Below are 22863 nucleotides of genomic sequence, written 5' to 3' on the forward strand. Positions count from 1 at the left end.
TGCCCATGCATATTGAAGTCACCGGCCGAGGGCCGGACCTGGTGCTGATCCACGGCTGGGCCCTGCAAGGGGGCGTGTTCGCTCCGCTGGTGGAGCGCCTGGCCGACCGCTTCACCCTGCATCGGGTTGATCTGCCCGGCCACGGTTACAGCCGCGAGGACACCACGCCGCTGCGCCTGCCGTTCGTGGTCAATGCCATTGCCGCGGCAACGCCGCCCGCGGTGTGGTGCGGCTGGTCGCTGGGCGGCCTGTTCGCGCTGCACGCGGCGGCCACGCTGCCGAAGGTACGCGCACTGGCGATGATTGCAGCCACGCCGCGTTTCGTGCGCGGCGACGCATGGCCGCATGCCGTGGAGCCGGCGGTATTCGAGCAGTTCGGGCGCGAGCTGGCCACGGATTTCGGCGCCACCCTGGAGCGCTTCCTGGCGCTGGACGTGATGGGCTCGGCGCACGCCCGCGAGGAGCTGCGCACGCTGCGCCAGCGCCTGGTCGAGCGCGGCGCGCCAACCAAGCGCGCCCTGCTGGAAGGCCTGCATCTGCTGGAGAACACCGATCTGCGTGGCGCACTGCCGGCGCTGGGCAAGCCCAGCCTGTGGATCGCCGGCCAGCGCGACCGCCTGGTGTCACCGGCGGCGATGCAGGCCGCGGCAGCGCTGGCCCCGGCCAGCCAGGCACTGACCATCGCCCACGGCGGCCATGCCCCCTTCCTCGGCCACGCCGACGAGGTCGCGGCCGCCCTGCAACACTTCGTTGCCGGCCTGTCACCGGCCGATGGCGGACAATGAGCGCCTTCCGAACCGCGCAGGATTGACGCATGGATCTGGGTATCAACGGCCGCTGGGCACTGGTCTGCGGCGCAAGCAAGGGGCTGGGCCTGGGCTGCGCGCGCGCATTGGTGCGCGAAGGCGTGAACGTGGTGATCGTGGCCCGGGGCGAACCGGCCCTGCAGCAGGCCGCCACGGAACTGCGCGCGCTGCCCGGCGCCGCTGAAGTGCGTGCGGTGACCGCCGACGTCACCACCGAGGCCGGGCGCAGCGCCGCGCTGGCGGCCTGCCCGCAGGTGGACATCCTGGTCACCAACGCCGGCGGCCCGCCGCCTGGCGATTTCCGCAGCTTCGAGCGCAACGACTGGATCGCCGCGCTGGATGCCAACATGCTGGCGCCGATCGCGCTGATCCGTGCCACCGTGGACGCGATGATCGAGCGTGGCTTCGGCCGCATCGTCAATATCACCTCGTCGGCGGTGAAGGCGCCGATCGACATCCTGGCGCTGTCCAACGGTGCGCGCAGCGGCCTGACCGGTTTCGTCGCCGGCCTGTCGCGCCGCACCGTGGCCCACAACGTCACCATCAACAACCTGCTGCCGGGCCAGTTCGACACCGACCGCCTGCGCGCCAACTTCGCCCACACTGCGGGCACGCAGGGCGACGCTGCGGAAGTGGCCGAACGCCGCCGCCAGCAGATCCCCGCCGGCCGCTTCGGCACGCCGGATGAATTCGGCGCCGCCTGCGCCTTCCTGTGCAGCGCACAGGCCGGTTACCTCACCGGGCAGAACCTGCTGATCGACGGCGGCGCCTACCCCGGTACGTTCTAAGAGACTCCTGCAATGCCGTCCCACTTCGATGCCCGCCACGTCCGCCGCGCGTTCGCCCGCGCCGCCAACAGCTATGACGCCGCCGCCGCCCTGCAGCGCGAGGTGCAGTCACGGCTGCTGGAATCACTGGACTACCTGGAGGCGCGCAAGCCCGAGGTGGTGCTGGATATCGGTGCCGGCACCGGCCACGCCAGCGCCTTGATGAAGAAGCGCTGGCCGAAGGCGCAGGTGATCGCGCTGGACGTGGCGCTGCCGATGCTGGACCAGGCCAAGCGCCAGGCCGGCTGGTGGAAGCCGTTCCAGCGTCTGTGCGGCGACGCCGCGGCGCTGCCGCTGGCCGACAACAGCGTGGACGTGATCTTCAGCAACCTGTGCCTGCAGTGGGTCGATGACCTGCCGGCGGTGTTCGCCGGCTTCCGCCGCGTGCTCAAGCCCGGCGGCCTGCTGCTGTGCTCGACCTTCGGCCCGGAAACCCTGGCCGAACTCAACGAAGCCTTCGCCGCCGCCGACGACCGCCCGCACGTGAGCCGCTTCGCGCAGATTGCCCAGTTCGGTGATGCGCTGATGATGGCCGGCTTCCGCGACCCGGTGCTGGACCGCGACCTGTTCACCCTCACCTACGATGACCTGCCCTCGCTGATGCGCGAACTGCGCGCGATGGGCGCGACCAATGCGCGGGTGGACCGCCGCCACACGCTGACCGGGCGCGGCCGTTTCGCCGCTGCAGCGGCCGCGTATGAGCCGATGCGCCGCGCCGATGGCAAGCTGCCCAGCAGCTGGGAAGTCATCTACGCCCATGCCTGGGCGCCAGACCCCGGCGCGCCGATCCGCGAAGGCGGGCACGACGTGGCCTCGGTGCCGGTGTCGGCAATTCCGATCCGACGCAAGCAGACCTGACCGTCCGGTAGTGCCGGCCGCTGGCCGGCAACCTCACGATTCCAGGGTGGGCATCTGCCGGCCAGCGGCCGGCACTACCGCATTCCACACCGCACGCGAATCGCTCCGGTAGGTGCCAACCCTGGTTGGCACTCACCCAAAAGCAGTCTTCCGCCTCAGGTGTTGGCCGGCGAACTCAACGGCGGGCGTACCAGGTCGCGGTGGAAGAAGTAGATCTCCTGCACCAGGAAGCGCCAGCTGGTATGGAAACTGCGGAAGCGCGTACTGGGCGTGGACGAGGCCAGCGCATCAATGCCCAGCGCCTTGCTCAGGCGCAGCGCGCGCGCCATGTGCAGCGGATCGCTGACGATGATCACCCGGTGCAGGTTGCGCTGATCCATCAGCCGCTTGGCTTCAACCAGGTTCTGCACCGTGTTGCGAGAGGCGGTCTCGATCAGGATCGCGTCGTCCGGCACGCCGTGCTTGAGCGCGTAGCGCCGCGCCACCTGCGATTCGGAGAAGCGTGCGCCAGTGCCGCCATAGCCGCCGGTGAAGATCAGCAGCGGCGCGTACTGGGCCTCGTACAGGTCCAGGCCATGGCGGATGCGCTCCTCGAATACCGGTGATGGCTTGGCGTCATAGGCGGCCGCGCCGAGCACGATGATGGCATCGGCCTTGGCCGCCTGGTCGCGTTCGCCGACCCAGACGATCCAGGCGGTCACGCCCAGCAGCCAGATCACCAGCACCACGAACAGCCGCCACAGCCAGCCCAGCAGGCCGGTGCGATGCCGCTGCCGGTCGCGGCTCAAGGCGCCCCCCAGCGCAGCGCAGCCAGGTCAACGTTGCCACCGGACAGGACCAGGCCCACGCGCAGGCCGGCGAAACGCTCCGGCTGCGCCAGCACCGCGGCCAGCACGGTGGCCGAGGACGGCTCGACCACCTGCTTGAGCACCTCCCACAGCAGGCGCATCGCCGCCATCGTCGCGGCGTCATCCACCACGATCACCTCGGCACCGGCCGCGCGCAGCAGCGCGAAGTTGGGGGCGCCGATCAGGGTGCGCAATCCGTCGCAGATCGTGTCCGGGGTGAACGCGTCCTGGCGTTCGCCGGCCGCCAGCGAGCGGGCAGTGTCATCGGCGCCGGCCGGCTCGGCCAGCACCAGGCGGGTCTGCGGGGCAACCTGCTGCAGGGCCAGCGCGGAACCGCTGGCGAGGCCACCGCCGCCCACCGGCACCACCAGCACATCGAACGGGCCGTCGCTGTGCAGCAGCTCCAGGGCCGCCGTTCCCTGCCCGGCAATCACCGCCGGGTGCGTGTAGGGGTGGACCAGGGTCGCACCGGTATCGGCCTGCACCCTGGCACAGGTGGCCTCACGGTCGGCGATGGTCGGCGGGCAGCGCCAGAGGGTGGCGCCGTGGCGGGCGATATTGGCCAGCTTGGCCGCCACCGCGCCTTCCGGCACCACCACATGGCAGGGAATGCCGCGGGTTCGCGCGGCCAACGCCAGCGCGGCGCCGTGATTGCCCGAGGAATGGGTCACGACCCCGGCACTGGCGCGTTCATCGTCCAGTGACCACACCGCATTGCAGGCACCGCGGAACTTGAATGCGCCGCCGCGCTGCAGGTGTTCGGCCTTGAACGCCAGCGTCGCCCCGGCCAGCGCATCAAGCGTGTGCGAGCGCAGCACCGGGGTCACGCTGGCATGCGGGGCGATCCTCGCAGCAGCAAGCAGGACGTCATCGGCGCGGGGCAACAGTGAATCGCTCATGACGCAAGATTAACGTATGCCTCCGCGCTGGCGACTGGGACACAGGTCATGCCAGCATGCAGCCCTTCGCCTCCATTCATCCTGGCCAGCGGAATTAAGGGCCGATTCAACGCCCGCACACGAAGCTGACTGCACACCCGTCCTCTGGGGGGACCCACCATGAAAACGCGCCTGTTGCTTGCCGGTGGCCTGCTGCTGGCCCTGACCGGCTGCACCACCTACGACTACGTCGGCGGTGGCCGCAGCGGCGGTTACTACCACGGCGCGCCGTCGGTGGAGTACCGCTACCCGGCCGGCTATCCCTACAACTACGGTTACCCGTACTACGGTGGCTATGGCGGCTATTACGGCGGCTACGGCAACCCGTATTACTCGCGCCCGATCTACCGCCCGCCGCACAACCACCGCCCGCCGCCGCGTCCCGGCAATGGCGGCGAGAACCGTCCGACGCCGCCCCCGCGGCCGTCGTACAACGGCGGCTCGCCGTGGCGGAACATGGACTCGATGCGGCGCCCGCCGCAGTCCAGCGTGCAGCCCTCGGCACCGGCCCCGCAGGCCCGGCCGGCCCCGGCGCCGAGTGCGCCGAGGATGAACGGTTCCCCGTGGCGCAACATGGATCGTGCGACGCAGCGCACAGTTGAGCGCTGAACCGTCTTGCATTTCACACGGTCTAAGCCGCACTCTACGCGGGCAGTGACGGCCCGCGTCACAAAGTGACAAAAGCGACACGGGCTGCCACAAAAAGCTCTACGTCGATATCCGACAGGAACATCTGGATCCCCCCTGTTCCGGCCCTGTCGGATGTCGGCACCTCTGAAAGCAGACGGCCCCGCAATGCGGGGCCGTTTGTTTTGGCTGCCTTGGGAACCGTAGATCCACGCCATGCGTGGATGGGGCTTTCCCTGCGACCCCAAAAAAACAGGGCCGGACAGTCCCCCGACTGCCGGCCCCATGCTCCCCCACCGTGCACCTGTACCGGCCCCTGTTCCAATTCCGGTCACGGGCGCCTGCGGCGCCAGCCACGGTGGGTGCTATTGGGTTATCTGCAAAAATCCTGCCAACTTTAGGGCTGATTTCAACGGCCGCCGGCCGGTCCCGGCGCCGCGGCCCCGAATGGCGCTAAAATCGCCACCCCGACGCCGCCGCCGGCCGCGCCTGTATCCAGCTGAACAGCCCCCATGAACCCGTCCTTCCATCGTTACGACGTCATCGTCATCGGCGGTGGCCACGCTGGCACCGAAGCCGCGCTGGCCGCGGCCCGCACCGGCGTGCGCACCCTGCTGCTGACCCACAACATCGAAACGGTGGGCGCGATGAGCTGCAACCCGGCCATCGGTGGCATCGGCAAGGGCCATCTGGTCAAGGAGATCGATGCTCTCGGCGGTGCCATGGCGCATGCCGCCGACCGCGCCGGCATCCAGTGGCGCACGCTCAACGCCTCCAAGGGCCCGGCCGTGCGCGCCACCCGCTGCCAGGCCGACCGCAACCTGTACCGCATGGCGATCCGCGCCATTGTCGAAGGCCAGGCCAACCTGACCGTGTTCCAGGCCGCGGTCGATGACCTGGTCATCGAAGGCGACGCCGTGCGTGGCGTCATCACCCAGACCGGCCTGCGCTTCGACGCCGGCGCGGTGGTGCTGACCGCCGGCACCTTCCTGGCCGGCAAGATCCATGTCGGCCCGACCCAGTACGCCGCCGGCCGCATGGGCGACCCCCCGGCCACCACGCTGGCCGCACGCCTGCGCGAGCGCCCGTTCCAGGTGGACCGGCTGAAAACCGGCACGCCGCCGCGCATCGACGGCCGCTCGCTGGACTACAGCGTGATGGACGAGCAGCCCGGCGATTCGCCGCGCCCGGTGATGTCCTTCCTGGGTTCGGTGGACGAGCATCCGCAGCAGGTCAGCTGCTGGATCACCCACACCACCGAGCAGACCCACCAGATCATCCGCGATGCCCTGCACCGTTCGCCGCTGTACAGCGGCCAGATCGAAGGCATCGGGCCGCGCTACTGCCCCTCCATCGAGGACAAGGTGGTGCGGTTTGCCGAAAAGGCCAGCCACCAGATCTTCGTCGAGCCCGAGGGCCTGGGCATCGTCGAGATCTACCCCAACGGCATCTCCACTTCGCTGCCGTTCGACGTGCAGCTGGAGATGGTGCGCAGCATCCGTGGCTTCGGCAACGCGCACATCACCCGCCCCGGCTATGCGATCGAGTACGACTTCTTCGATCCGCGCGGGCTGAAGGCTTCGCTGGAAACCAAGCTGGTCAACGGCCTGTTCTTCGCCGGCCAGATCAACGGCACCACCGGTTATGAAGAGGCCGCGGCACAGGGCCTGCTCGCCGGCCTCAATGCAGCGCGCCAGGTGCGCGGGCTGGACGGCTGGTGCCCACGTCGCGACGAGGCCTACCTGGGCGTGCTGGTGGATGACCTGATCACCCACGGCACCAACGAGCCGTATCGCATGTTCACCAGCCGCGCCGAGTACCGCCTGCAGCTGCGCGAGGACAATGCCGACCAGCGCCTGACCCCGGTCGGCCGCGAGATGGGCCTGGTGGATGACCGCCGCTGGAACGCCTTCGAGTCCAAGCAGGCCGCGGTTGCCGCCGAGCGCGCGCGGCTGGGCGCACTGTGGGCGACCCCGGCCAATGCGCTGGGCCGTGAAGTGCAGGAAACGCTGGGCGTTGCGGTCAGCCGCGAGACCCGTGTGCTGGACCTGATCAAGCGCCCCGAGCTGGACTACGCACAGCTGATGCAGGTGCCGTCGCTGGGCCCGGCCGTGGCTGACGGCAAGGTGGCCGAGCAGGTGGAGATCGGCGTCAAGTACGCCGGCTACCTGGACCGCCAGCGCGAGGAGATCGAGCGCCAGCAGCGGCATGAAGCCACCCCGATCGCCGAAGCCTTCGACTACGCCACGGTGCGTGGGCTGTCGGCCGAAGCACTGCAGAAGCTGGAGCGCGTGCGTCCGCAGACCATCGGCCAGGCGCAGCGGATCCCGGGCATGACCCCGGCGGCGATCTCGCTGCTGCTGGTGCACCTGGAACGCGCCCGCCGCGGCCGCGTGGCGTAACGCGGGATGGGTGGTAGATCCACGCATGGCGTGGATCTACTGCCTTCCACGCGAATGCACGCGCTAGCGTGCGTCGGCGCCGCCGCCCATGACCTTGAACAAGGTCACCCGGTTGCCCGCTTCCTGCTGCTGCAGCGCGATCAGGTCCTGCTGCGCGGCATACAGGCTGCGCTGTGCATCGAGTGCCTGCAGATAGCCATCCAGCCCGGTGCGGTAGCGTGCGTCGGCCAGCGTGTAGCTGCGCTGGCTGGCGGCGACCAGTGCGCGCTGCGCCTCCATCTGCGCGGTCAGGTGATCGCGCGTGGCCAGCGCATCCGCCACTTCACTGAACGCCTGTTGGATCGCCTTCTCGTACTGGGCGATGCCGATGTCCTTGCCGATCTTCGAGGCATCCAGCGAGGCCTTCAACGCACCGGCGTGGAAGATCGGCGCGGTGATGCTGGGCGCGAACGACCAGCCGCGGGTGCCGGCCGAGAACAGCGTCGACAACGCGCCGGAGCTGTGGCCGTAGTTGGCGGTGAGTGTCAGGGTGGGGAAGAACGCCGCGCGCGCGGCGCCGATATCCGCATTGGCCGCCTGCAGCGCATGTTCGGCGGACAGCACGTCCGGGCGCTGCAGCAGCACGCTGGAAGGCAGGTTGGCCGGCAGCGGCGCCAGCGCCACGCTGCCGTCCAGCGCCTGTGCGCCGGGCAGCAGGGCCGCATCCAGCGGTGACCCGACCAGCAGCTGCAACGCATCGCGATCCTGCGCCTGCTGGGTCTGCAGCTTGGCCAGTGCACCGCGCGCGGCTTCCACGCTGGTCTGCACCTGCGACAGGTCCAGTCCCGAAGCCAGGCCCTGCGCATGCCGGGCTTCGGTCCGCTGCAGGGTCTGCTGCTGGCTGTCCAGGGTCTGCCGGGTGAACGCCAGCGACTGCTCGTCGGCCGCCAGTGCCAGCCAGGCGGTCGCCACTTCGGCAACCAGGCTGGTGCGTGCGGCACGCTGGTTCTCGGCGCTGGCCAGCCAGTTCTGCACGGCCTCGTTGTTCAGGCTGCGGATGCGCCCGAACAGGTCCAGTTCCCAGCTGCTGATGCCCACCTGCACGGCATCGGATTCGGTCACCTGGGTGACGCCCATCTCGCTGTTGGAATCGCTCACCCGTGAACGGGTGACGCTGCCGCTGGCATCCACCGAGGGCAGCAATGCCGCACGCTGGATGCGGTACTGTGCACGCTGCTTCTCCACCTGCAGTACCGCCACGCGCAGGTCACGGTTGTTCTGCAGCGCCAGCGCGATCACCTGCTGCAGGCGAGGCTCGAGGAACACCTCGCGCCAGGCCGGCATCGCCAGCGCCGGATCGGCCACGGCGGTTGCAGCATTGCCGAACTGCACCGGCACCGGCGCCGCGGGGCGCTGGTAGTGCGGCGCCATGCTCACGCAGCCGCCCAGCACGGTGGTCATCGTCGCGGCCGCCAGGGCACGCAGCAGCATCGGCTTCATGGGCTTGCCTCCGGGGCAGTGGCTTCGGCCGGTGCGCGGCCCGGGAACATGCGGCGCACCAGCAGGTAGAACAACGGCACGAAGAACATGCCCAGCACCATCGAGGCGACCGTGCCGCCGGCCACGCCGGTACCCAGCGAACGGCGCGCGGCCGAACCGGCGCCGGTGGCGAACACCAGCGGCAGCACGCCCATCAGGAAGGCCAGCGAGGTCATCACGATCGGCCGCAAGCGCAGGTATACCGCCTGCAGGATCGCCTCGCGGGTGCTCTTGCCCTGCTGCTCGAGGATGCGCGCGAACTCGACGATCAGGATGCCGTTCTTCGCCGCCAGGCCGATCGTGGTCAGCAGGCCGACCTGGAAGTACACGTCGTTGTTGAGGCCACGCAGGTTCATCAGCAGCACCGCGCCGAACACGCCGACCGGCACTGCCAGCATCACCGCGAACGGGACTGCCCAGCTTTCATACAGCGCTGCCAGGCAGAGGAACACGAACAGCAGCGAGATGGCGTACAGCATCGGCGCCTGGTTGCCCGACAGCTGCTCCTGGTAGGCCATGTCCGACCAGGCGTGGCTGAAGCCTTCCGGCAGGCGGTCGGCCAGGCGCGCGATCTCGGCCATCGCCTCGCCGGAGCTGACGCCCGGTGCCGGCTGGCCGGTGATCTCCATCGCCGATACGCCGTTGTAGCGCTGCAGCGCGGCCGGCGCGCTGGTCCAGTGGGCGCTGACCAGCGACGACAGCGGCACCATCTGCCCGGCCTGGTTGCGCACGCTCCAGCGCTCGATGTCCTGCGGCTGCATGCGTGCTTCGGCGGTGCCCTGGATGAACACCTTCTTGATGCGGCCCTTGTAGATGAAGTTGTTGACGAAGTCGCCGCCCAGGGCCGCGTTCAAGGTGTCATTGATGTCCTGCGGGTTCACGCCCATGGCCTGTGCCTTGGCGTCATCCACCTTCACCGCGTACACCGGTGCGTCTTCCAGGCTGGCATAACGCACGTTGACCAGCTTCGGATCCTTGGCGGCTTCCTTCAGCAGGGTGTTGCGCGCGGCCACCGCGGCCGCATGGCCGGCACCGCCTTCATCCTGCAGCTCCAGGGTGAAGCCACCGGCGTCGCCGAGGCCGAGGATCGCCGGTGGCGAGGTGATGAACACCTGCGCGTCGGGCACGCTGGCCATCTGCGCGGTCAGGCGTGCGGCAATGGTGTCGGCGTCATCCTTGCGGTCATCCCAGTCCTTCAGGCGGATGAAGGCCTGGCCGACGTTCTGCCCGCTGCCGGTGACGCTGAAGCCGGCGGTGGCCTGGATCGACAGCACGCTGTCGTCCTTCACCGCCGCCGCACTGAGGCGATCCATCACCGCACGGGTCTGTTCCAGGGTGGAACCGGCCGGCAGCTTGACCAGTGCGTTGAGCATGCCCTGGTCCTCATCGGGCAGGAACGCGCCGGGCAGGTGCCACAACAGCAACCCGGTGGCCACGCTCAGCACCAGGTAGAACAGCACGCCCAGCGTGCGCCGGCCGAGGAAGCGATCGACGCGGTGGCGCAGGCCGTTGGAGGTGCGCTCGAAGCGGTGGTTGAACCAGATGAAGAACTTGCCCAGCAGGCTCGGCTCGCCACCGTGATCGCCGTGCGGGTGGCCGCCCTTGGGAATCTGATGCAGGATGCTGCCGCACAGCGCCGGGGTGATGGTCATCGCCACCAGCACCGACAGGATCATCGCAGCGGCGATGGTCACCGAGAACTGGCGGTAGATCACCCCGGTGACGCCGCTGAAGAACGCCATCGGCAGGAACACGGCGGTCAGCACCAGCACGATGCCGACCAGCGCGCCGGTGATCTGGCCCATCGCCTTCAGCGTGGCCGGCTTCGGCGCCAGGCCCTCGAAGGTCATCACCCGCTCCACGTTCTCCACCACCACGATGGCGTCGTCCACCAGCAGGCCGATCGCCAGCACCAGCGCGAACATGGTCAGCGTGTTGATCGAATAGCCGAACGCGGCCAGCACGCCGAACGTGCCCAGCAGCACCACCGGCACCGCGATGGTCGGGATCAGCGTGGCCCGCCAGTTCTGCAGGAACAGGTACATCACCAGCACCACCAGCACGATCGCCTCGATCAGGGTGATCACCACTTCCTTCAGCGAGATGGTCACGAACGGCGTGGTGGTGAACGCCACGTGGTAGCTGTAGCCGTGCGGCCAGTACTTCTGCAGCTGCTGCAGGCGCGCCTCGATGGCCTTGGACACGGCGATGGCATTGGCACCGGCATTGAGCTCGATGCCCAGCGAAGCCGACGGCTTGCCGTTGAAGGTGCTGATGCTGTCGTAGCTTTCCGGGCCCAGGCCGATCTTCGCCACGTCACCCAGGTGCACCACGCTGCCGCCGGCATCCGCCTTCAGCACCACCTGCGCGAACTGTTCGGGGGTGTGCAGACGGCTGCGCGCGGTCACCGTGGCGTCGAGCTGCTGGCCCTTCAGCGCCGGCTGGCCACCGAGCTCACCGGCCGACACGTCGGTGTTCTGCGCCTGCAGCGCAGTCTCGATGTCCGAGGGCATCAGCGCGTACTGGCGCATCTTCTCCGGGTCCAGCCAGATACGCATGGCGTATTCCTGGCCGATCGGCTGGATGTTGCCGACGCCACTGACGCGGCTGATCTGATCATCGATGCGCGCTTCCATGAAGTTGGCGACATCGAAGTTGTCCATGCTGCCGTCCTCGCTGGTGAACGACAGCACCTCGAAGATCGAACCACTGGACTTGGTGATGGTCAGGCCGTTCTGCTGCACCGCCTGCGGCAGGGTCGCCATCGCGGCCTGCAGCTGGTTCTGCACCTGCACCTGCGCGGTGTCCGGGTTGGTGCCGGTGGCGAACACCAGGTTGACCTGCGCCGAGCCGTCGGAGGCACTGGTGGAGGTCATGTACATCAAGTGGTCCAGGCTCTGCTGCGACTGCTCGATGACCTGGGTGACCGCGTTTTCCACGGTCTGCGACGAGGCGCCGGTGTAGGTGGCGCGGATGGTGATGGTGGGCGGGGCGATCTGCGGGTAGCGGTCCACCGGCAGGATCAGGATGGCGAGCAGGCCGAGCAGGCTGACCGCGATGGCGATCACCCAGGCGAAGATCGGCCGGTCGATGAAGAAACGAACCATGTGCGGCAGGCCTCAGTGCGACTTTTCGTCGGTGTTGCCGTTCGGATCGATCGCCGGCATCGCCGCCAGCTGCGTCGACGTGGCCGCCACCGCCTTCACCTGCTGGCCGAGCGATACCGCACTGCCATTGCTGACGATCACCCGCTCGCCGGCCTTCAGGCCCTCGGTGATCTGCCACTGGTTGCCCACCACCTGGCCGGTGCTGACCCGACGCTCCAGCACATGGTTGCCGGCGTCGAGCAGGCGCAGCAGCGGCTCGCCGCGCTCATTGCGCACCACCGCCTTCTGCGGCACCAGCAGGGCGCGCGCGTCGGTGGCCATCGGCAGCACCGCCTTCAGGTACATGCCGGGCAGCAGCAACCCGTCCGGATTCGGGATGACCGCGCGCAGCACCACGTTGCCGGTGCCCGGATCAACCGCGCTGCCGACGAACTCCAGCGTGCCCTCGTGTGCGTAGGTACTGCCGTCCTCGAGCAGCACCTTCACCTGCGCCTTGCCATCGATGGCCTTCACCAGCCCGGCATCGAGCTGCTTGCGCAATGCCAGCATCTGCGTGCTGGACTGGGTGACGTCCAGGTACACCGGGTCCAGCCGCTGGATGGTCGCCAGCGCCGCATCCTGGCCGGCGGCGACCAGCGCGCCGGCGGTGACGCTGGAGGTGCCGATGCGGCCGTCGATCGGCGCGGTCACCCGGGTGTAGTCGAGGTTGATGCGGGCCGCCTGCAACGCGGCGCGCGCGGCAATCACATTGGCCTGGGCCTGCTTCAGCGCCGAGGTGGCATCGTCGGCATCCTGCTTGCTGGCCGCATCCATGCCCAGCAGCGCGCGGGTGCGCTCGGCCTTGGGCTGCGCCGACAGCACGGTCGCCTCGGCCTGTGCCAGCTGGCCCCGGGCGGTATCGAAGGCCGCCTGGTACTGCGCCGGATCCACCTGGTAGAGCAGCTGCCCGGCCTTGACCTGCTGGCCCTCGGTGAACAGCCGCTGGCGGATCAGCCCGCCGATCTGCGGCCGCACCTCGGACACTTCGAACGGCACCGCACGGCCGGGCAGGGTCTGCTGCAGCGCCAGCGGCTGCGCGCTGGCGGTGATGACGCCCACTTCGGGCGTGGCCGGGGCCTCGGTCTTGCCTGCCGAGCAGGCCGCCAGGGCCAGCAGCAGGGGCAACAGCAGCGGACGGGGAGAACGGGACAGCGGGCGCAGGAGTGACATGGGGGGCGTGGGAGCCTTGCGTTGACCCGTGCACGCTGCCGTGGAACTGTGCAGAGAATATGGAGAATGTGCGACTGGCTCAGCTGGCGCTTGCTTTCAGCGCCGCATGCGCCGCTAATGGCCTCCGCGATGGCGAAGATTCGACTCAAATTCGGCCTGACCGCGAAGACCTTCCTCGCGATCTTCACCGCCTGCCTGCTGGTGCTGGCAGTGAACGGTGTTGCCAGCCGCGTGGCCTTCCAGACCGGCTTCCTGGACTACCTCAACGAGCAGGGCGACCTGCGCATGCAGCGCCTGATGCCCCACCTGCAGCGCGAGTACAGCGCGCATGGCGGCTGGGAGCACCTGCGCAATGACAGCGACCGCTGGGCGCGGCTGCTGCGCCCGGACCTGGCGCATGGGCATGAAGGACCGGTGCCACCACTGTCCGACCAGACCGGCGTACCGTCGCGGCTGGGCCTGTTCGATGCGCAGCACCGGTTCGTGGCCGGCAATCCGGACGCCACCAGCGATGACGATCCGCATCCGGTGCAGCTGGATGGGCAGACCGTCGGCTGGCTGGGCATGGTGCCGTTCCAGACTGTCATCGCCACCAACGATCTGAACTTCTACAACACCCAGGTGCGCGCCTGGTGGGTGATCGGCGCCTCGCTGCTGCTGGTGACCGTGCTGCTGGCGTGGCTGGTGTCACGCGCACTGCGCCAGCGCCTGGCCAAGCTGGCCGCGGCGACCCACCGGCTCGCCGCCGGCGACTACGCCACCCGCATCGAGCGCACCAGCGACGACGAACTGGATGCGCTGGTCAACGACTTCAACCGGATGGCGCAGGCGCTGGACGATACCGAGCGCAACCGCCGCGCCTTCATCGCCGATATCTCGCACGAACTGCGCACGCCGCTGGCGGTGGTGCGTGCCGAGCTGGAGGCGATCGAGGATGGCATCCGGCCGCTGGATCGCGCCAATCTCGGCGCCCTGCAGGGCGAGATCCGCCAGCTCGGCAAGCTGATCGACGACCTGCACGACCTGTCGATGACCCAGTCCGGCGGCCTGGCCTACCGCTTCGCGCCGCTGGACCTGGTGGCCCTGCTGCGCAGCGAGCTCAACGGCATGCGCGTGCGCTTCGGCAACGCCGGGCTGGCGCTGCAGGAAGACCTGCCGGAGGGCCCGCTGCAGGTCTCCGGCGATGAACGACGCCTGCAGCAGGTGCTCGCCAACCTGCTGGAGAACGCGCTGCGCTACACCCACGGCGGCGGCCACGTGCGGGTCCAGGCCATGCGCGTTCCCGCAGGCGTGCAACTGATCGTGGAAGACACCGCACCGGGCGTCCCGGCCGACAAGTGCGCGCTGCTGTTCGAGCGTTTCTACCGGGTGGAAAGTTCGCGCAATCGCGCCAGCGGCGGCAGCGGGCTGGGCCTGGCCATCAGCCACAACATCATCCTCGCCCACCACGGCCGCATCCACGCCGAACCCTCGCCGCTGGGCGGGCTGCGCGTGGTCATCACCCTGCCGGAGCCTGCATGAGCACGTCCCCCGCCGCGTCGGCGAAGATCCTGATCGTCGAGGACGAGCCGCGCCTGGCCTCGGTGTTGCGCGATTACCTGGCTGCCGCCGGCATGGCCAGCGAATGGGTGGATGATGGCGGCCGGGTGATCGAAGCATTCGCGCGCTACCAGCCCGACCTGGTGCTGCTGGACCTGATGCTGCCGCAGCGCGACGGCGTTGACCTGTGCCGCGAACTGCGCGCCAGCAGCGACGTGCCGGTGATCATGGTCACCGCGCGGGTGGAGGAGATCGATCGCCTGCTCGGCCTGGAGATCGGCGCCGACGACTACATCTGCAAGCCGTTCAGCCCGCGCGAAGTGGTGGCGCGGGTGGTGGCGGTACTGCGCCGCTACCGCCCGGATCCGGGTGCGCGGGCCAGCAGCGGCCTGCACATCGACGAACCCGCCGCACGCGCCACCTGGAACGGCAAGGGCCTGGACCTGACCCCGGTGGAGTACCGTCTGCTGCGCACGCTGCTGGCTACGCCGGGCCGGATCTGGGCACGCGACGAACTGCTCGACCGCCTCTACCTGGACCACCGCGTGGTGGTCGACCGCACCGTCGACAGCCATGTGCGCAACCTGCGCCGCAAACTGGCCGACGCCGGCATGGAAGGCGAACCGATCCGTTCGGTGTACGGAATGGGTTACAGCTACGAACCCTAGCAACCTGTAGCGCCGAGCCCATGCTCGGCTGTGATGCTCGGCTGCCCTGCGGAGCCGGGCATGGGCTCGGCGCTACAACACCCCACGCGGGTATCATCGGCGGGTAACCGCTGATTTCCGGAGAGACCGATGAACCCGCTGCGCCCCTTCCGCGACAAGATGCCCGTCCTCGGCGAGCGCGTGTACATCGATCCGGCCTGCACCCTCATCGGCGACGTGGAGCTGGCCGACGACGTGTCGGTGTGGCCGGGCACGATCATCCGCGGTGACGTCAACTACGTGCGCATCGGTGCGCGTACCAACGTGCAGGACGGCACCATCATCCATGTCAGCCACCACAGCCCGTACAACAAGGCCGGCTACCCGACCCTGATCGGCGAAGGCGTGACCGTCGGTCACGGCTGCATCATCCACGCCTGCACCATCGGTGATTACAGCCTGATCGGCATGGGCGCCTGCATCCTCGACGGTGCCCGCGTGGAGCGCCACGGCTTCGTCGGCGCCGGTGCGGTGATCGGTCCCGGCAAGGTGGTGGGTGAAGGCGAGCTGTGGGTCGGCAACCCGGCACGCCCGGCGCGCACGCTGAGCGCCAAGGAAATCGAGGCGCTGCACTACTCGGCCGACCACTACGTGCGGCTGAAGGACGAATATCGGGGCTGAGCCGCCAACGGCGGCATGCGGCTCTGCTAAAGTCTTGGCCCGACCAGGACCTGTCGAGACCCCCATGCCTGTGGCTGCCTGCCGGAGAGGACTCCGGCGCCCACAACCAAGGCCGTCGCACTGATGGCCGCAGCGATGCTCGATACCTACCGCGAGGTGGTGACGCCGGAGGGTGTGCTGCTGCAGTTGCCGGCCGCCGGCTCGCTGCCCCGGGCGCTGGCCTGGCTGATCGATCTCGGCGTGCGCATCGCGGTGCTGGTGCTGATGTCGTTTCCGCTGGCCCTGCTCGACACGTTCGGCTTCGGCCTCTACCTGGTGCTGATGTTCCTGGTCTACTGGACCTACCCGATCGTCTGCGAAGCGCTGTGGGGCCGTACCCTGGGCAAGCGCGCACTCGGCCTGCGCGTGCTGTCGCGGGAGGGCGCACCGGTCGGCTGGATGGCGGCGATCACCCGCAACCTGCTGCGTACCGTGGACATGCTGCCGTTCGGCTACGCACTGGGCCTGCTCAGCAGCCTGTTCGATCCCCACGGCCGTCGCCTTGGCGACCTGGTGGCCGGCACCGTGGTGGTGCATGCGCCCTCGCTGTACCTGCCGCCGCCGCCGACCATCGACAGCGTGCTGGCACCGCCGCAGCCGCTGCGCCCGGAAGAGCAGGCGGCGCTGATGGCGTTCGCCGAACGCGCACCGCGGCTGCCGGCTGCGCGCCAGCAGGAGCTGGCCGGGATCGCCGAACCGCTGACCGGTACCCAGGGCCAGATCGGCGTGCTGCGCCTGTATGCCATGGCCAACTGGCTGTTGGGGCGGCGATGAAGCAGGAACAGTTCGTTGCCCGCTACCAGCAGGAGTGGCAGGACCTGGAGCAGTGGCTGCTGCTGCGCGCGGGCGCCTCGCGCCGCACGCGGCGCAAGGCCAGCGGCCTGGCCCTGGATGACACCGCCGTCCCGCAGCGCTACCGGCGCCTGTGCCAGCAGCTGGCGCTGGCCCGCGAACGCGGCTACAGCCCGCAGCTGGTGCAGCGCCTGCAGCAGTTGATGCAGCAGGGCCACAGCGTGCTGTACCGCACCCGGCCGACACGCTGGCGCGCGGCGCTGGAATTCCTGGTGGCCGATTTCCCGTTGCTGGTGCGCAGCCAGGCGCGCAGCATGTGGGTGGCGTTGGCGATGTTCGCGCTGCCGGCACTGGCCTGCTTCGTACTGGCGCAGGTCTATCCGGACCTGATCCACATGCTGATGGACAACCGCCAGATCGCCGCGATGGAGCGCATGTACGACCCGGCCGCCGAACGCCTGGGCCGCGACAGCGGTACCGACTGGATGATGTTCGGCCACTACGTGATGAACAACATCAGCATCGCGCTGCGCACCTTCGCCAGCGGCCTGCTGGCCGGACTCGGCACGTTGCTGGTGCTGCTGTTCAATGGCGTGACCCTCGGCGCGGTGGCGGGCCACCTGCAGCATATCGGCCACGGCGGGCCGTTCTGGCGCTTCGTCGCCGGCCACGGTGCCTTCGAGCTGACCGCGATCGTGATCGCCGGCGGTGCCGGCCTGCAGCTGGGCATGAAGCTGCTGGCTCCAGGCCGGCGCAGCCGCCTCGATGCGCTGGTCGACGGTGGCCGCATCGGTGCCCGGTTGTGCCTCGGCGTGGCCTTCATGCTGCTGGTTGCGGCCTTCATCGAGGCGTTCTGGTCGTCAATCGCCGAAGTACCGGCATGGGGCAAGTTCAGCGTGGCCGGCGTGCTGTGGGCCGGCGTGCTGCTGTGGCTGTGGCGCGGTGGGCGTGGAGGCGGCGATGCGCATTGACCGCCTGGACGTGGTGCTGCGCGCCCGCAGCGGCTGGGAAGCCATGGAACTGGGCAGTGCCCTCGCCCGCCGCCACGCGCGCGCGGTGTGGGGCAGCTGGCTGCTGGCCAGTGCGCCGCTGTTCCTGCTCTTCAATGCGCTCGGCTGGTGGCTGGATGCGTTCGGCTGGGCGTGGCTGGCGATGTGGTGGTGCAAGCCGCTGTTCGAACGCGCGCCACTGTACGTGCTCTCGTGCGGCATCTTCGGCGAGCCGGTGGGCGCGCTGGCGGCACTGCGCGCGCAGCGCCACTGGGGCAACAGCGGCTTCTGGGGCTACCTGGGCTGGCGCCGCTTCAGCGTGCTGCGCAGCCTGTGCCTGCCGGTGAACCTGCTGGAAGGCAACGCGCCGGGCCAGCGCGGCCCCCGTCGTCGCGCGGTGGCCGCCGGCGTTGCCGGGTCGGCCCTGGTGCTGACGGTGACCTGCATGGCGTTCGAAGCGGTGCTGGTGTCCGGCACGATCGGCGCGGTGTTCATGTTCATGCCGCTGGACCTGATGTCCGAATCCTGGCGCGCAGCGTGGGACATGATCGGCCAGGACACCCCGGCATGGGCTCAATTGGGCTTCAACCTGGCGTGCTGGCTGGCCTCGGTGATGATCGGCCCGTTCTTCGTCGGTGCCGGCTTCGGCCTGTACTTGAACCGGCGTACCCAGATGGAAGCCTGGGATGTCGAAATCGCCCTGCGCCGGCTGCGTGATCGCCTGCTGCCGGCGGCGTCGACGCTGGCCCTGCTGCTGTGCCTGGCGCTGCCATTGGCCTCCGCGCCGGCGCATGCCCAGGATCCGGATGCCGAGCCTGCGCGTGCGCTGGGCAAGCCCAGCGACCTCGCCAGCGATGACGGCGACGATGCGCCTGCGGTCGACCCGGCCAATACCGCGGCCACGATCTTCGGCAGCACGCCGGTGGATACCGCCGGTTTCCGCCAGGCGGTGAACCGCGCCTTTGAAGACCCGTTGCAGCGGCCGACCCGCCAGGTCACGCACTGGAAGCCGATCGAACAGGCCGAGAAGAAGAAGAAGGAAGACAAGCAGCTGCAGAGTGACAGCAGCAACCAGGCAGAACGCAAGCCGCGCAAGGACGGTATCGCCTGGCTGGCGCGGTTGGCCGAATGGGGCCTGTGGGGCCTGCTGGGCATCCTGCTGCTGGTCCTGTTGCTGACCGCACGGCTGTGGCTGCCCTGGCTGCGCGGCAGCGGCCGGCGCAAGGCCGAGGCGGCGCCGTCGGTGGTCGAGGAAGCGGTGGAACTGCCCGCGGTGCTGCCGCCGGATGTGGCCACCCAGGCCGGCCTGCTCTGGGACCAGGGCCGGCCACGCCAGGCGCTGGCCCTGCTCTACCGCGCCAGCGTGCGCACGGTGGGCGAGCGCAGCGGCATCGCACTGCCCCCCGGCGCCACCGAAGCGCAGTGCCTGCGCGCTTCGCGGCGCATGCCCGACGCCAGCGACCGCGAGCTGTTCGCGCGCATCGTGCGCATGTGGCAGTACGCCGCTTATGCGGGCCAACTGCCCAGCCGCGGCGACTTCAACACGCTGGCCGACGCGCTTCGCCAGCAGTACCGGTGGCAGGCATGAGCCCACGCCTGTTCTGGTCATTGCTGCTGGGCCTGCTGGTGCTGCTCGGCGTGCCGCTCACCATCCTCTACCTGCGCACGCACGAGCGGGTGACCGAGACCCTCACCCTGCCGCCGCAGGGCGAGGCCGGCTACAACCCGTTGTACGTGCTGGGCCAGGCGCTGCGCGCCGATGGCATCGACGTGCATTCGCGGCCCCGGCTGGAACTGCAGCAGATGACGCTGGCACCCGATGACACGGTGGTGCTGCTGCAGGACAGCAGCGAACTTCCGGCACCGACCGCCCGCCAGCTGCTGGACTGGGTTGGCCGTGGCGGCCACCTGCTGGTACGCACGCCGCCACCGGCCGAGGACGATGCCAGCAGCACGCAGGGGCCATTGCTGGACCAACTGGGCGTGGACAGCCTGTTCCAGCGCAGCGAATGCCAGCCGTTCCAGATCGACGAGGGCCTGCCCCGCAACGAATTCTGTGGTAGCCGCCGCTTCACGCTCGGTTTTGCCGCGCGTGCACAGGCCGAGCGCCGCTGGGGCGGCGACCGCGACCTGGTGTTCGCACGGCTGCAGCACGGCCAGGGCCGGGTCAGCGTGCTGGCGGACATGGAGTTCATGCGCGGCGATCTCGATCGGGACGCCGGTCCGGCCGGCGCCGGGCTGCACGACCCCGCGCACCGCGACCTGGCCCGCTACCTGCTCGATCCGAACTACGGCAAGGGCGCGGTCTGGCTGATCTACGCCAGCCGCCCGCCGTCGCTGTGGTCGCGCGTGTTCTACCAGGGCTGGCCGCTGTGGGCGCCACTGCTGCTGGCCCTGCTGGGTTGGCTGTGGGCGCGCGCGCAGCGCTTCGGCAGCGTGCTGCCATCGCCGGTCCTGGAACGCCGTTCGCTGCTGGAGCACGTGCGCGCCAGCGGCGAGCTGCTGCTGCGCTTCGGTCACGGCACACGCCTGTACGACGCCGTGCTCGCCCTGTTCCTGCATCGCCTGCGGCTGCGCGCTCCGCTCGCCGCCGCACTCGAGGGCGCCCCCCGCGAACAGGCCATCGCCGCGCTGCTGAAGTGGCCGCAAGGCCGCGTCGCCAGCGCACTCACGCCCCCTCCGCCGCACGATACCTCCGCCCTGCGCGAGCGCATCCGCTTGCTGCTCCAGATGAGATCCCTGCTATGACCGAAGTCCCCGAGCTGCCGGCGGCCACCAACGCCCGCCTGATCGAACGCGTCGATGCCATCCGCGATGCCGTCGGCCACGCCTTCATCGGCCAGGCCGATGTGCTGGACCAGATCCTGGTGGCCCTGCTGGCCGGCGGCCACGTGCTGATCGAAGGCGTACCCGGGCTGGGCAAGACCCTGCTGGTGCGTGCATTGGCGCAGGCCCTGGAACTGGACTACGGGCGCGTGCAGTTCACCCCCGACCTGATGCCCAGCGACGTCAGCGGCCACGCCGTGTACGACCCGAAGAGCGAGAGCTTCAAGATCCGCCGCGGCCCGGTGTTCACCAACCTGCTGCTGGCCGACGAGATCAACCGCGCACCGGCCAAGACCCAGTCGGCGCTGCTGGAGGTGATGCAGGAAGGCCAGGTGACCATCGAAGGCAAGGCCTTCACCCTGGCGCCCCCGTTCATGGCGCTGGCCACGCAGAACCCGCTGGAACAGGAAGGCACCTATCCCCTGCCGGAAGCACAGCTGGATCGCTTCCTGTTGAAGGTGCTGATCGACTACCCGCAGCTGGAGGACGAGAAGCGCATGGTGACTGCAATCACCAGCGGACGTGCCGCCAGCGATTTCGACCTGAGCCAGGTGCCGCGCGTGCTCGGCGCAGGCGAGCTGCTGGAACTGCAGCGCGCCACCGCTGCGATCACTGTCGATGACGAAGTGATCGACTACGCAGTGCGTATCGTCGCCGCCACCCGGCAATGGCCGGGCATCGCCGTGGGCGCCGGCCCGCGTGGCAGCATCGCACTGGTGCGTGCCGCGCGCGCGCAGGCCGTGCTGGCCGGCCGCGACTTCGTCACGCCGGACGATGTGCGCGACATTGCACGTCCGGCGCTGCGCCATCGCATCGCGCTGGCCCCGGAGCTGCAGATCGAGGGCCAGGACGCCGACGACGTGCTGGGCGCGCTGCTGGCCAAGGTGGAAGCGCCGCGCCGATGAGGCCTGCCCCGCTGCTGCTGGCACTGCTGTTGGCCTGGGCCGCACTGGGCGGCCTGGTGCTGGGCGGCCTGCTGCCGCGCTGGAGCTGGGTGCTGGCCGCCGTGGCGATCGCGCTGCCGGCGCTGCTGGATCTGTGGCGGCAGCGGCGGCGCCCTTCGCCCCAGGTGCAGCGCGAGCTTCCCGAAGCACTGGCACTGGGCGTGCGCCGCGAAGCCGCACTGCGGCTGCAGGCAGACACAGCGATGACCGTGCAGGTATTCGACCTGGTGCCGGGGGGCTGGCCGCTGCAATCGCTACCGCAGCGCCTGCGCCTGCAGGCCGGCCGCACTTCCACCCTGCACTACCACCTGCAGCCGCTGCAGCGCGGGCATTTCCGCTTCGAAGGCGTGCACCTGCGCATGCGCTCGCCCTGGCGGCTGTGGTGGCAGCAGCGCACCCTGCCGCCGGCGCTGGAGGTACGTGTCTATCCAAACTTCGTGCCCCTCACCCGCTTCGCCCTGTTCAGTGCCGACCAGGCCTCGCGGCTGGTCGGCGCGCACGTGAAGCGCCGCCGCGGCGAAGGCACCGACTTCCACCAGATGCGCGAGTACCGCGTCGGCGACAGCCTGCGCCAGCTTGACTGGAAGGCCACCGCGCGAGCGCGCAAGCTGATCTCGCGCGAGTACCAGGACGAGAAGAACCAGCAGCTGCTGCTGATGCTCGACAGCGGCCGCCGCATGCTGGCCAGCGAAGGCGGGCTGTCGCACTTCGACCACGCGTTGAACGCTTCGCTGGTGGTGGCCTACCTGGCGCTGCGCCAGGGCGACGCCGCCGGCCTGTTCGCTGCGGGCGGCGAACGCCGCTGGGTCCAGCCGCAACGCGGCATGGGTACGGTCGAGCACCTGCTCCGCGCCAGCTACGACCTGCAGCCCCGTGCGGTGGCCACCGATTACCTGGCCGCCGCCACCGAAGTGTCGTTGCGCCAGCGCCGGCGCGCACTGGTGATGCTGGTCAGCAACGTGCGTGACGAGGACATTGAAGACCTGCTGGCAGCGGTGCGCCTGCTGCAGCGGCGCCACCTGGTGTGCGTGGCCAGTCTGCGCGAACGCGAACTGGACGCTGTGCTGGAAGGCGAAGTGCAGACGCTGGAGGAGGCCGCCCAGGCCGGTGCCGCCGCGCTGTACCTGCAACAGCGCGCGAAGGCGCATGACGCACTGCGCAGCGAGAAGGTGATGGTGCTGGACGTGACGGCCGATGCCTTGCCCGCCGCGCTGGTGGAGCGCTACCTGGCGGTGAAGCGCGAAGGACTGCTCTGAGCAGACGCCG

19 protein-coding genes are annotated in these 22863 nt (G+C 69.5%); 14 read left to right on the top strand and 5 right to left on the bottom strand.

All coding sequences use genetic code 11. From position 1 onward, the window contains the following. Window positions 1-5 precede the first annotated feature (5 nt). Genes bioH through bioC form a run of 3 tightly spaced genes read left to right on the top strand, consistent with a single transcriptional unit; the run spans window position 6 to window position 2491 of the window. On the top strand, window positions 6-785 hold the full coding sequence (gene bioH / locus Q0P60_RS10595; protein ID WP_294992464.1) for a pimeloyl-ACP methyl ester esterase BioH: 780 nt from the start codon (window positions 6-8) through the stop codon (window positions 783-785). Window positions 786-814: 29 nt separating this feature from the next. Then, on the top strand, window positions 815-1594 hold the full coding sequence (locus Q0P60_RS10600; protein WP_294992467.1) for an SDR family oxidoreductase: 780 nt from the start codon (window positions 815-817) through the stop codon (window positions 1592-1594). Window positions 1595-1606: 12 nt separating this feature from the next. Beyond that, complete coding sequence (gene bioC, locus Q0P60_RS10605) at window positions 1607-2491, top strand: malonyl-ACP O-methyltransferase BioC (RefSeq protein WP_294992470.1); 885 nt, start codon at window positions 1607-1609, stop codon at window positions 2489-2491. A 155-nt stretch (window positions 2492-2646) separates the two neighbouring features. Here bioC and Q0P60_RS10610 read toward each other — a convergent pair whose 3' ends face one another. Together Q0P60_RS10610 and Q0P60_RS10615 are read right to left on the bottom strand one after the other, a co-directional pair. After that, entirely contained in the window at window positions 2647-3279 is a 633-nt protein-coding gene (locus tag Q0P60_RS10610; protein WP_006475275.1) for a YdcF family protein, read from the bottom strand. Further along, window positions 3276-4238 (bottom strand): pyridoxal-phosphate dependent enzyme, encoded by a 963-nt coding sequence (locus tag Q0P60_RS10615; RefSeq protein WP_294992476.1) that lies wholly within the window; start codon window positions 4236-4238, stop codon window positions 3276-3278. The genes Q0P60_RS10610 and Q0P60_RS10615 overlap by 4 nt, the downstream gene beginning before the upstream one ends. Before the next feature lie 159 nt (window positions 4239-4397). Between Q0P60_RS10615 and Q0P60_RS10620 the strand changes: the two genes are divergently transcribed. Further along, complete coding sequence (locus tag Q0P60_RS10620) at window positions 4398-4886, top strand: hypothetical protein (protein ID WP_294992479.1); 489 nt, start codon at window positions 4398-4400, stop codon at window positions 4884-4886. 530 nt (window positions 4887-5416) lie between these two features. Next, window positions 5417-7306, top strand: a complete 1890-nt coding sequence (mnmG, locus tag Q0P60_RS10625; protein WP_294992483.1) for a tRNA uridine-5-carboxymethylaminomethyl(34) synthesis enzyme MnmG — start codon at window positions 5417-5419, stop codon at window positions 7304-7306. A gap of 63 nt (window positions 7307-7369) precedes the next feature. On the opposite strand, the gene smeC is transcribed toward mnmG, so the two are convergent. Genes smeC through smeA form a run of 3 tightly spaced genes read right to left on the bottom strand, consistent with a single transcriptional unit; the run spans window position 7370 to window position 13140 of the window. Next, window positions 7370-8785, bottom strand: a complete 1416-nt coding sequence (gene smeC, locus Q0P60_RS10630; protein ID WP_294992486.1) for a multidrug efflux transporter outer membrane subunit SmeC — start codon at window positions 8783-8785, stop codon at window positions 7370-7372. Then, entirely contained in the window at window positions 8782-11931 is a 3150-nt protein-coding gene (gene smeB, locus Q0P60_RS10635) for a multidrug efflux RND transporter permease subunit SmeB (protein WP_294992489.1), read from the bottom strand. The genes smeC and smeB overlap by 4 nt, the downstream gene beginning before the upstream one ends. 12 nt (window positions 11932-11943) lie before the next feature. After that, a complete protein-coding gene (gene smeA, locus Q0P60_RS10640) occupies window positions 11944-13140 on the bottom strand; it encodes a multidrug efflux RND transporter periplasmic adaptor subunit SmeA (RefSeq protein WP_294992492.1) in 1197 nt (398 codons plus the stop codon). Between the two features lie 117 nt (window positions 13141-13257). Here smeA and baeS point away from each other — a divergent pair, with 117 nt between their 5' ends. The 9 genes from baeS (at window position 13258) to Q0P60_RS10685 (ending at window position 22853) form a co-directional block, all read left to right on the top strand. Further along, window positions 13258-14661, top strand: a complete 1404-nt coding sequence (gene baeS / locus Q0P60_RS10645; RefSeq protein WP_294992495.1) for a sensor histidine kinase efflux regulator BaeS — start codon at window positions 13258-13260, stop codon at window positions 14659-14661. Then, window positions 14658-15347: a response regulator gene (locus Q0P60_RS10650; protein WP_294992498.1), complete on the top strand. Its 690-nt coding sequence runs from the start codon at window positions 14658-14660 to the stop codon at window positions 15345-15347. The genes baeS and Q0P60_RS10650 overlap by 4 nt, the downstream gene beginning before the upstream one ends. A 129-nt stretch (window positions 15348-15476) precedes the next feature. Further along, window positions 15477-16007, top strand: coding sequence for a gamma carbonic anhydrase family protein (locus tag Q0P60_RS10655; protein ID WP_294992501.1), 531 nt, complete (start codon window positions 15477-15479; stop codon window positions 16005-16007). 123 nt (window positions 16008-16130) lie between these two features. Then, complete coding sequence (locus Q0P60_RS10660; RefSeq protein ID WP_294992504.1) at window positions 16131-16820, top strand: RDD family protein; 690 nt, start codon at window positions 16131-16133, stop codon at window positions 16818-16820. Continuing rightward, window positions 16817-17809, top strand: a complete 993-nt coding sequence (locus Q0P60_RS10665) for a stage II sporulation protein M (protein WP_294992507.1) — start codon at window positions 16817-16819, stop codon at window positions 17807-17809. Before Q0P60_RS10660 ends, Q0P60_RS10665 begins: the two co-directional genes overlap by 4 nt. After that, window positions 17799-19415 carry a DUF4129 domain-containing protein gene (locus Q0P60_RS10670; protein ID WP_294992510.1) on the top strand — a complete coding sequence of 539 codons (1617 nt, stop codon included), beginning with the start codon at window positions 17799-17801 and terminating at the stop codon, window positions 19413-19415. The genes Q0P60_RS10665 and Q0P60_RS10670 overlap by 11 nt, the downstream gene beginning before the upstream one ends. Beyond that, window positions 19412-20575 (top strand): DUF4350 domain-containing protein, encoded by a 1164-nt coding sequence (locus Q0P60_RS10675; protein WP_294992513.1) that lies wholly within the window; start codon window positions 19412-19414, stop codon window positions 20573-20575. Before Q0P60_RS10670 ends, Q0P60_RS10675 begins: the two co-directional genes overlap by 4 nt. After that, the gene (locus tag Q0P60_RS10680) at window positions 20572-21558 is read left to right on the top strand and encodes a MoxR family ATPase (RefSeq protein ID WP_294992518.1); all 987 of its coding nucleotides are present in this window, start codon (window positions 20572-20574) and stop codon (window positions 21556-21558) included. Before Q0P60_RS10675 ends, Q0P60_RS10680 begins: the two co-directional genes overlap by 4 nt. Beyond that, window positions 21555-22853: a DUF58 domain-containing protein gene (locus Q0P60_RS10685; protein WP_294992523.1), complete on the top strand. Its 1299-nt coding sequence runs from the start codon at window positions 21555-21557 to the stop codon at window positions 22851-22853. The genes Q0P60_RS10680 and Q0P60_RS10685 overlap by 4 nt, the downstream gene beginning before the upstream one ends. Window positions 22854-22863 lie beyond the last annotated feature (10 nt).

The sequence above is a fragment of the uncultured Stenotrophomonas sp. genome, assembly GCF_945952405.1.
Lineage (GTDB): Bacteria > Pseudomonadota > Gammaproteobacteria > Xanthomonadales > Xanthomonadaceae > Stenotrophomonas.

Excerpts from the sequence above, each read along its gene's own strand:
- baeS (WP_294992495.1), top strand. The coding sequence starts at position 13,258 with ATGGCCTCCGCGATGGCGAAGATTCGACTCAAATTCGGCCTGACCGCG.
- bioH (WP_294992464.1), top strand. The coding sequence starts at position 6 with ATGCATATTGAAGTCACCGGCCGAGGGCCGGACCTGGTGCTGATCCAC.
- smeA (WP_294992492.1), bottom strand. The coding sequence starts at position 13,140 with ATGTCACTCCTGCGCCCGCTGTCCCGTTCTCCCCGTCCGCTGCTGTTG.
- bioC (WP_294992470.1), top strand. The coding sequence starts at position 1,607 with ATGCCGTCCCACTTCGATGCCCGCCACGTCCGCCGCGCGTTCGCCCGC.
- smeB (WP_294992489.1), bottom strand. The coding sequence starts at position 11,931 with ATGGTTCGTTTCTTCATCGACCGGCCGATCTTCGCCTGGGTGATCGCC.
- Q0P60_RS10670 (WP_294992510.1), top strand. The coding sequence starts at position 17,799 with ATGCGCATTGACCGCCTGGACGTGGTGCTGCGCGCCCGCAGCGGCTGG.
- Q0P60_RS10615 (WP_294992476.1), bottom strand. The coding sequence starts at position 4,238 with ATGAGCGATTCACTGTTGCCCCGCGCCGATGACGTCCTGCTTGCTGCT.
- mnmG (WP_294992483.1), top strand. The coding sequence starts at position 5,417 with ATGAACCCGTCCTTCCATCGTTACGACGTCATCGTCATCGGCGGTGGC.
- Q0P60_RS10675 (WP_294992513.1), top strand. The coding sequence starts at position 19,412 with ATGAGCCCACGCCTGTTCTGGTCATTGCTGCTGGGCCTGCTGGTGCTG.
- Q0P60_RS10685 (WP_294992523.1), top strand. The coding sequence starts at position 21,555 with ATGAGGCCTGCCCCGCTGCTGCTGGCACTGCTGTTGGCCTGGGCCGCA.
- Q0P60_RS10655 (WP_294992501.1), top strand. The coding sequence starts at position 15,477 with ATGAACCCGCTGCGCCCCTTCCGCGACAAGATGCCCGTCCTCGGCGAG.
- Q0P60_RS10620 (WP_294992479.1), top strand. The coding sequence starts at position 4,398 with ATGAAAACGCGCCTGTTGCTTGCCGGTGGCCTGCTGCTGGCCCTGACC.
- Q0P60_RS10680 (WP_294992518.1), top strand. The coding sequence starts at position 20,572 with ATGACCGAAGTCCCCGAGCTGCCGGCGGCCACCAACGCCCGCCTGATC.
- smeC (WP_294992486.1), bottom strand. The coding sequence starts at position 8,785 with ATGAAGCCGATGCTGCTGCGTGCCCTGGCGGCCGCGACGATGACCACC.
- Q0P60_RS10600 (WP_294992467.1), top strand. The coding sequence starts at position 815 with ATGGATCTGGGTATCAACGGCCGCTGGGCACTGGTCTGCGGCGCAAGC.
- Q0P60_RS10665 (WP_294992507.1), top strand. The coding sequence starts at position 16,817 with ATGAAGCAGGAACAGTTCGTTGCCCGCTACCAGCAGGAGTGGCAGGAC.
- Q0P60_RS10660 (WP_294992504.1), top strand. The coding sequence starts at position 16,131 with ATGGCCGCAGCGATGCTCGATACCTACCGCGAGGTGGTGACGCCGGAG.
- Q0P60_RS10650 (WP_294992498.1), top strand. The coding sequence starts at position 14,658 with ATGAGCACGTCCCCCGCCGCGTCGGCGAAGATCCTGATCGTCGAGGAC.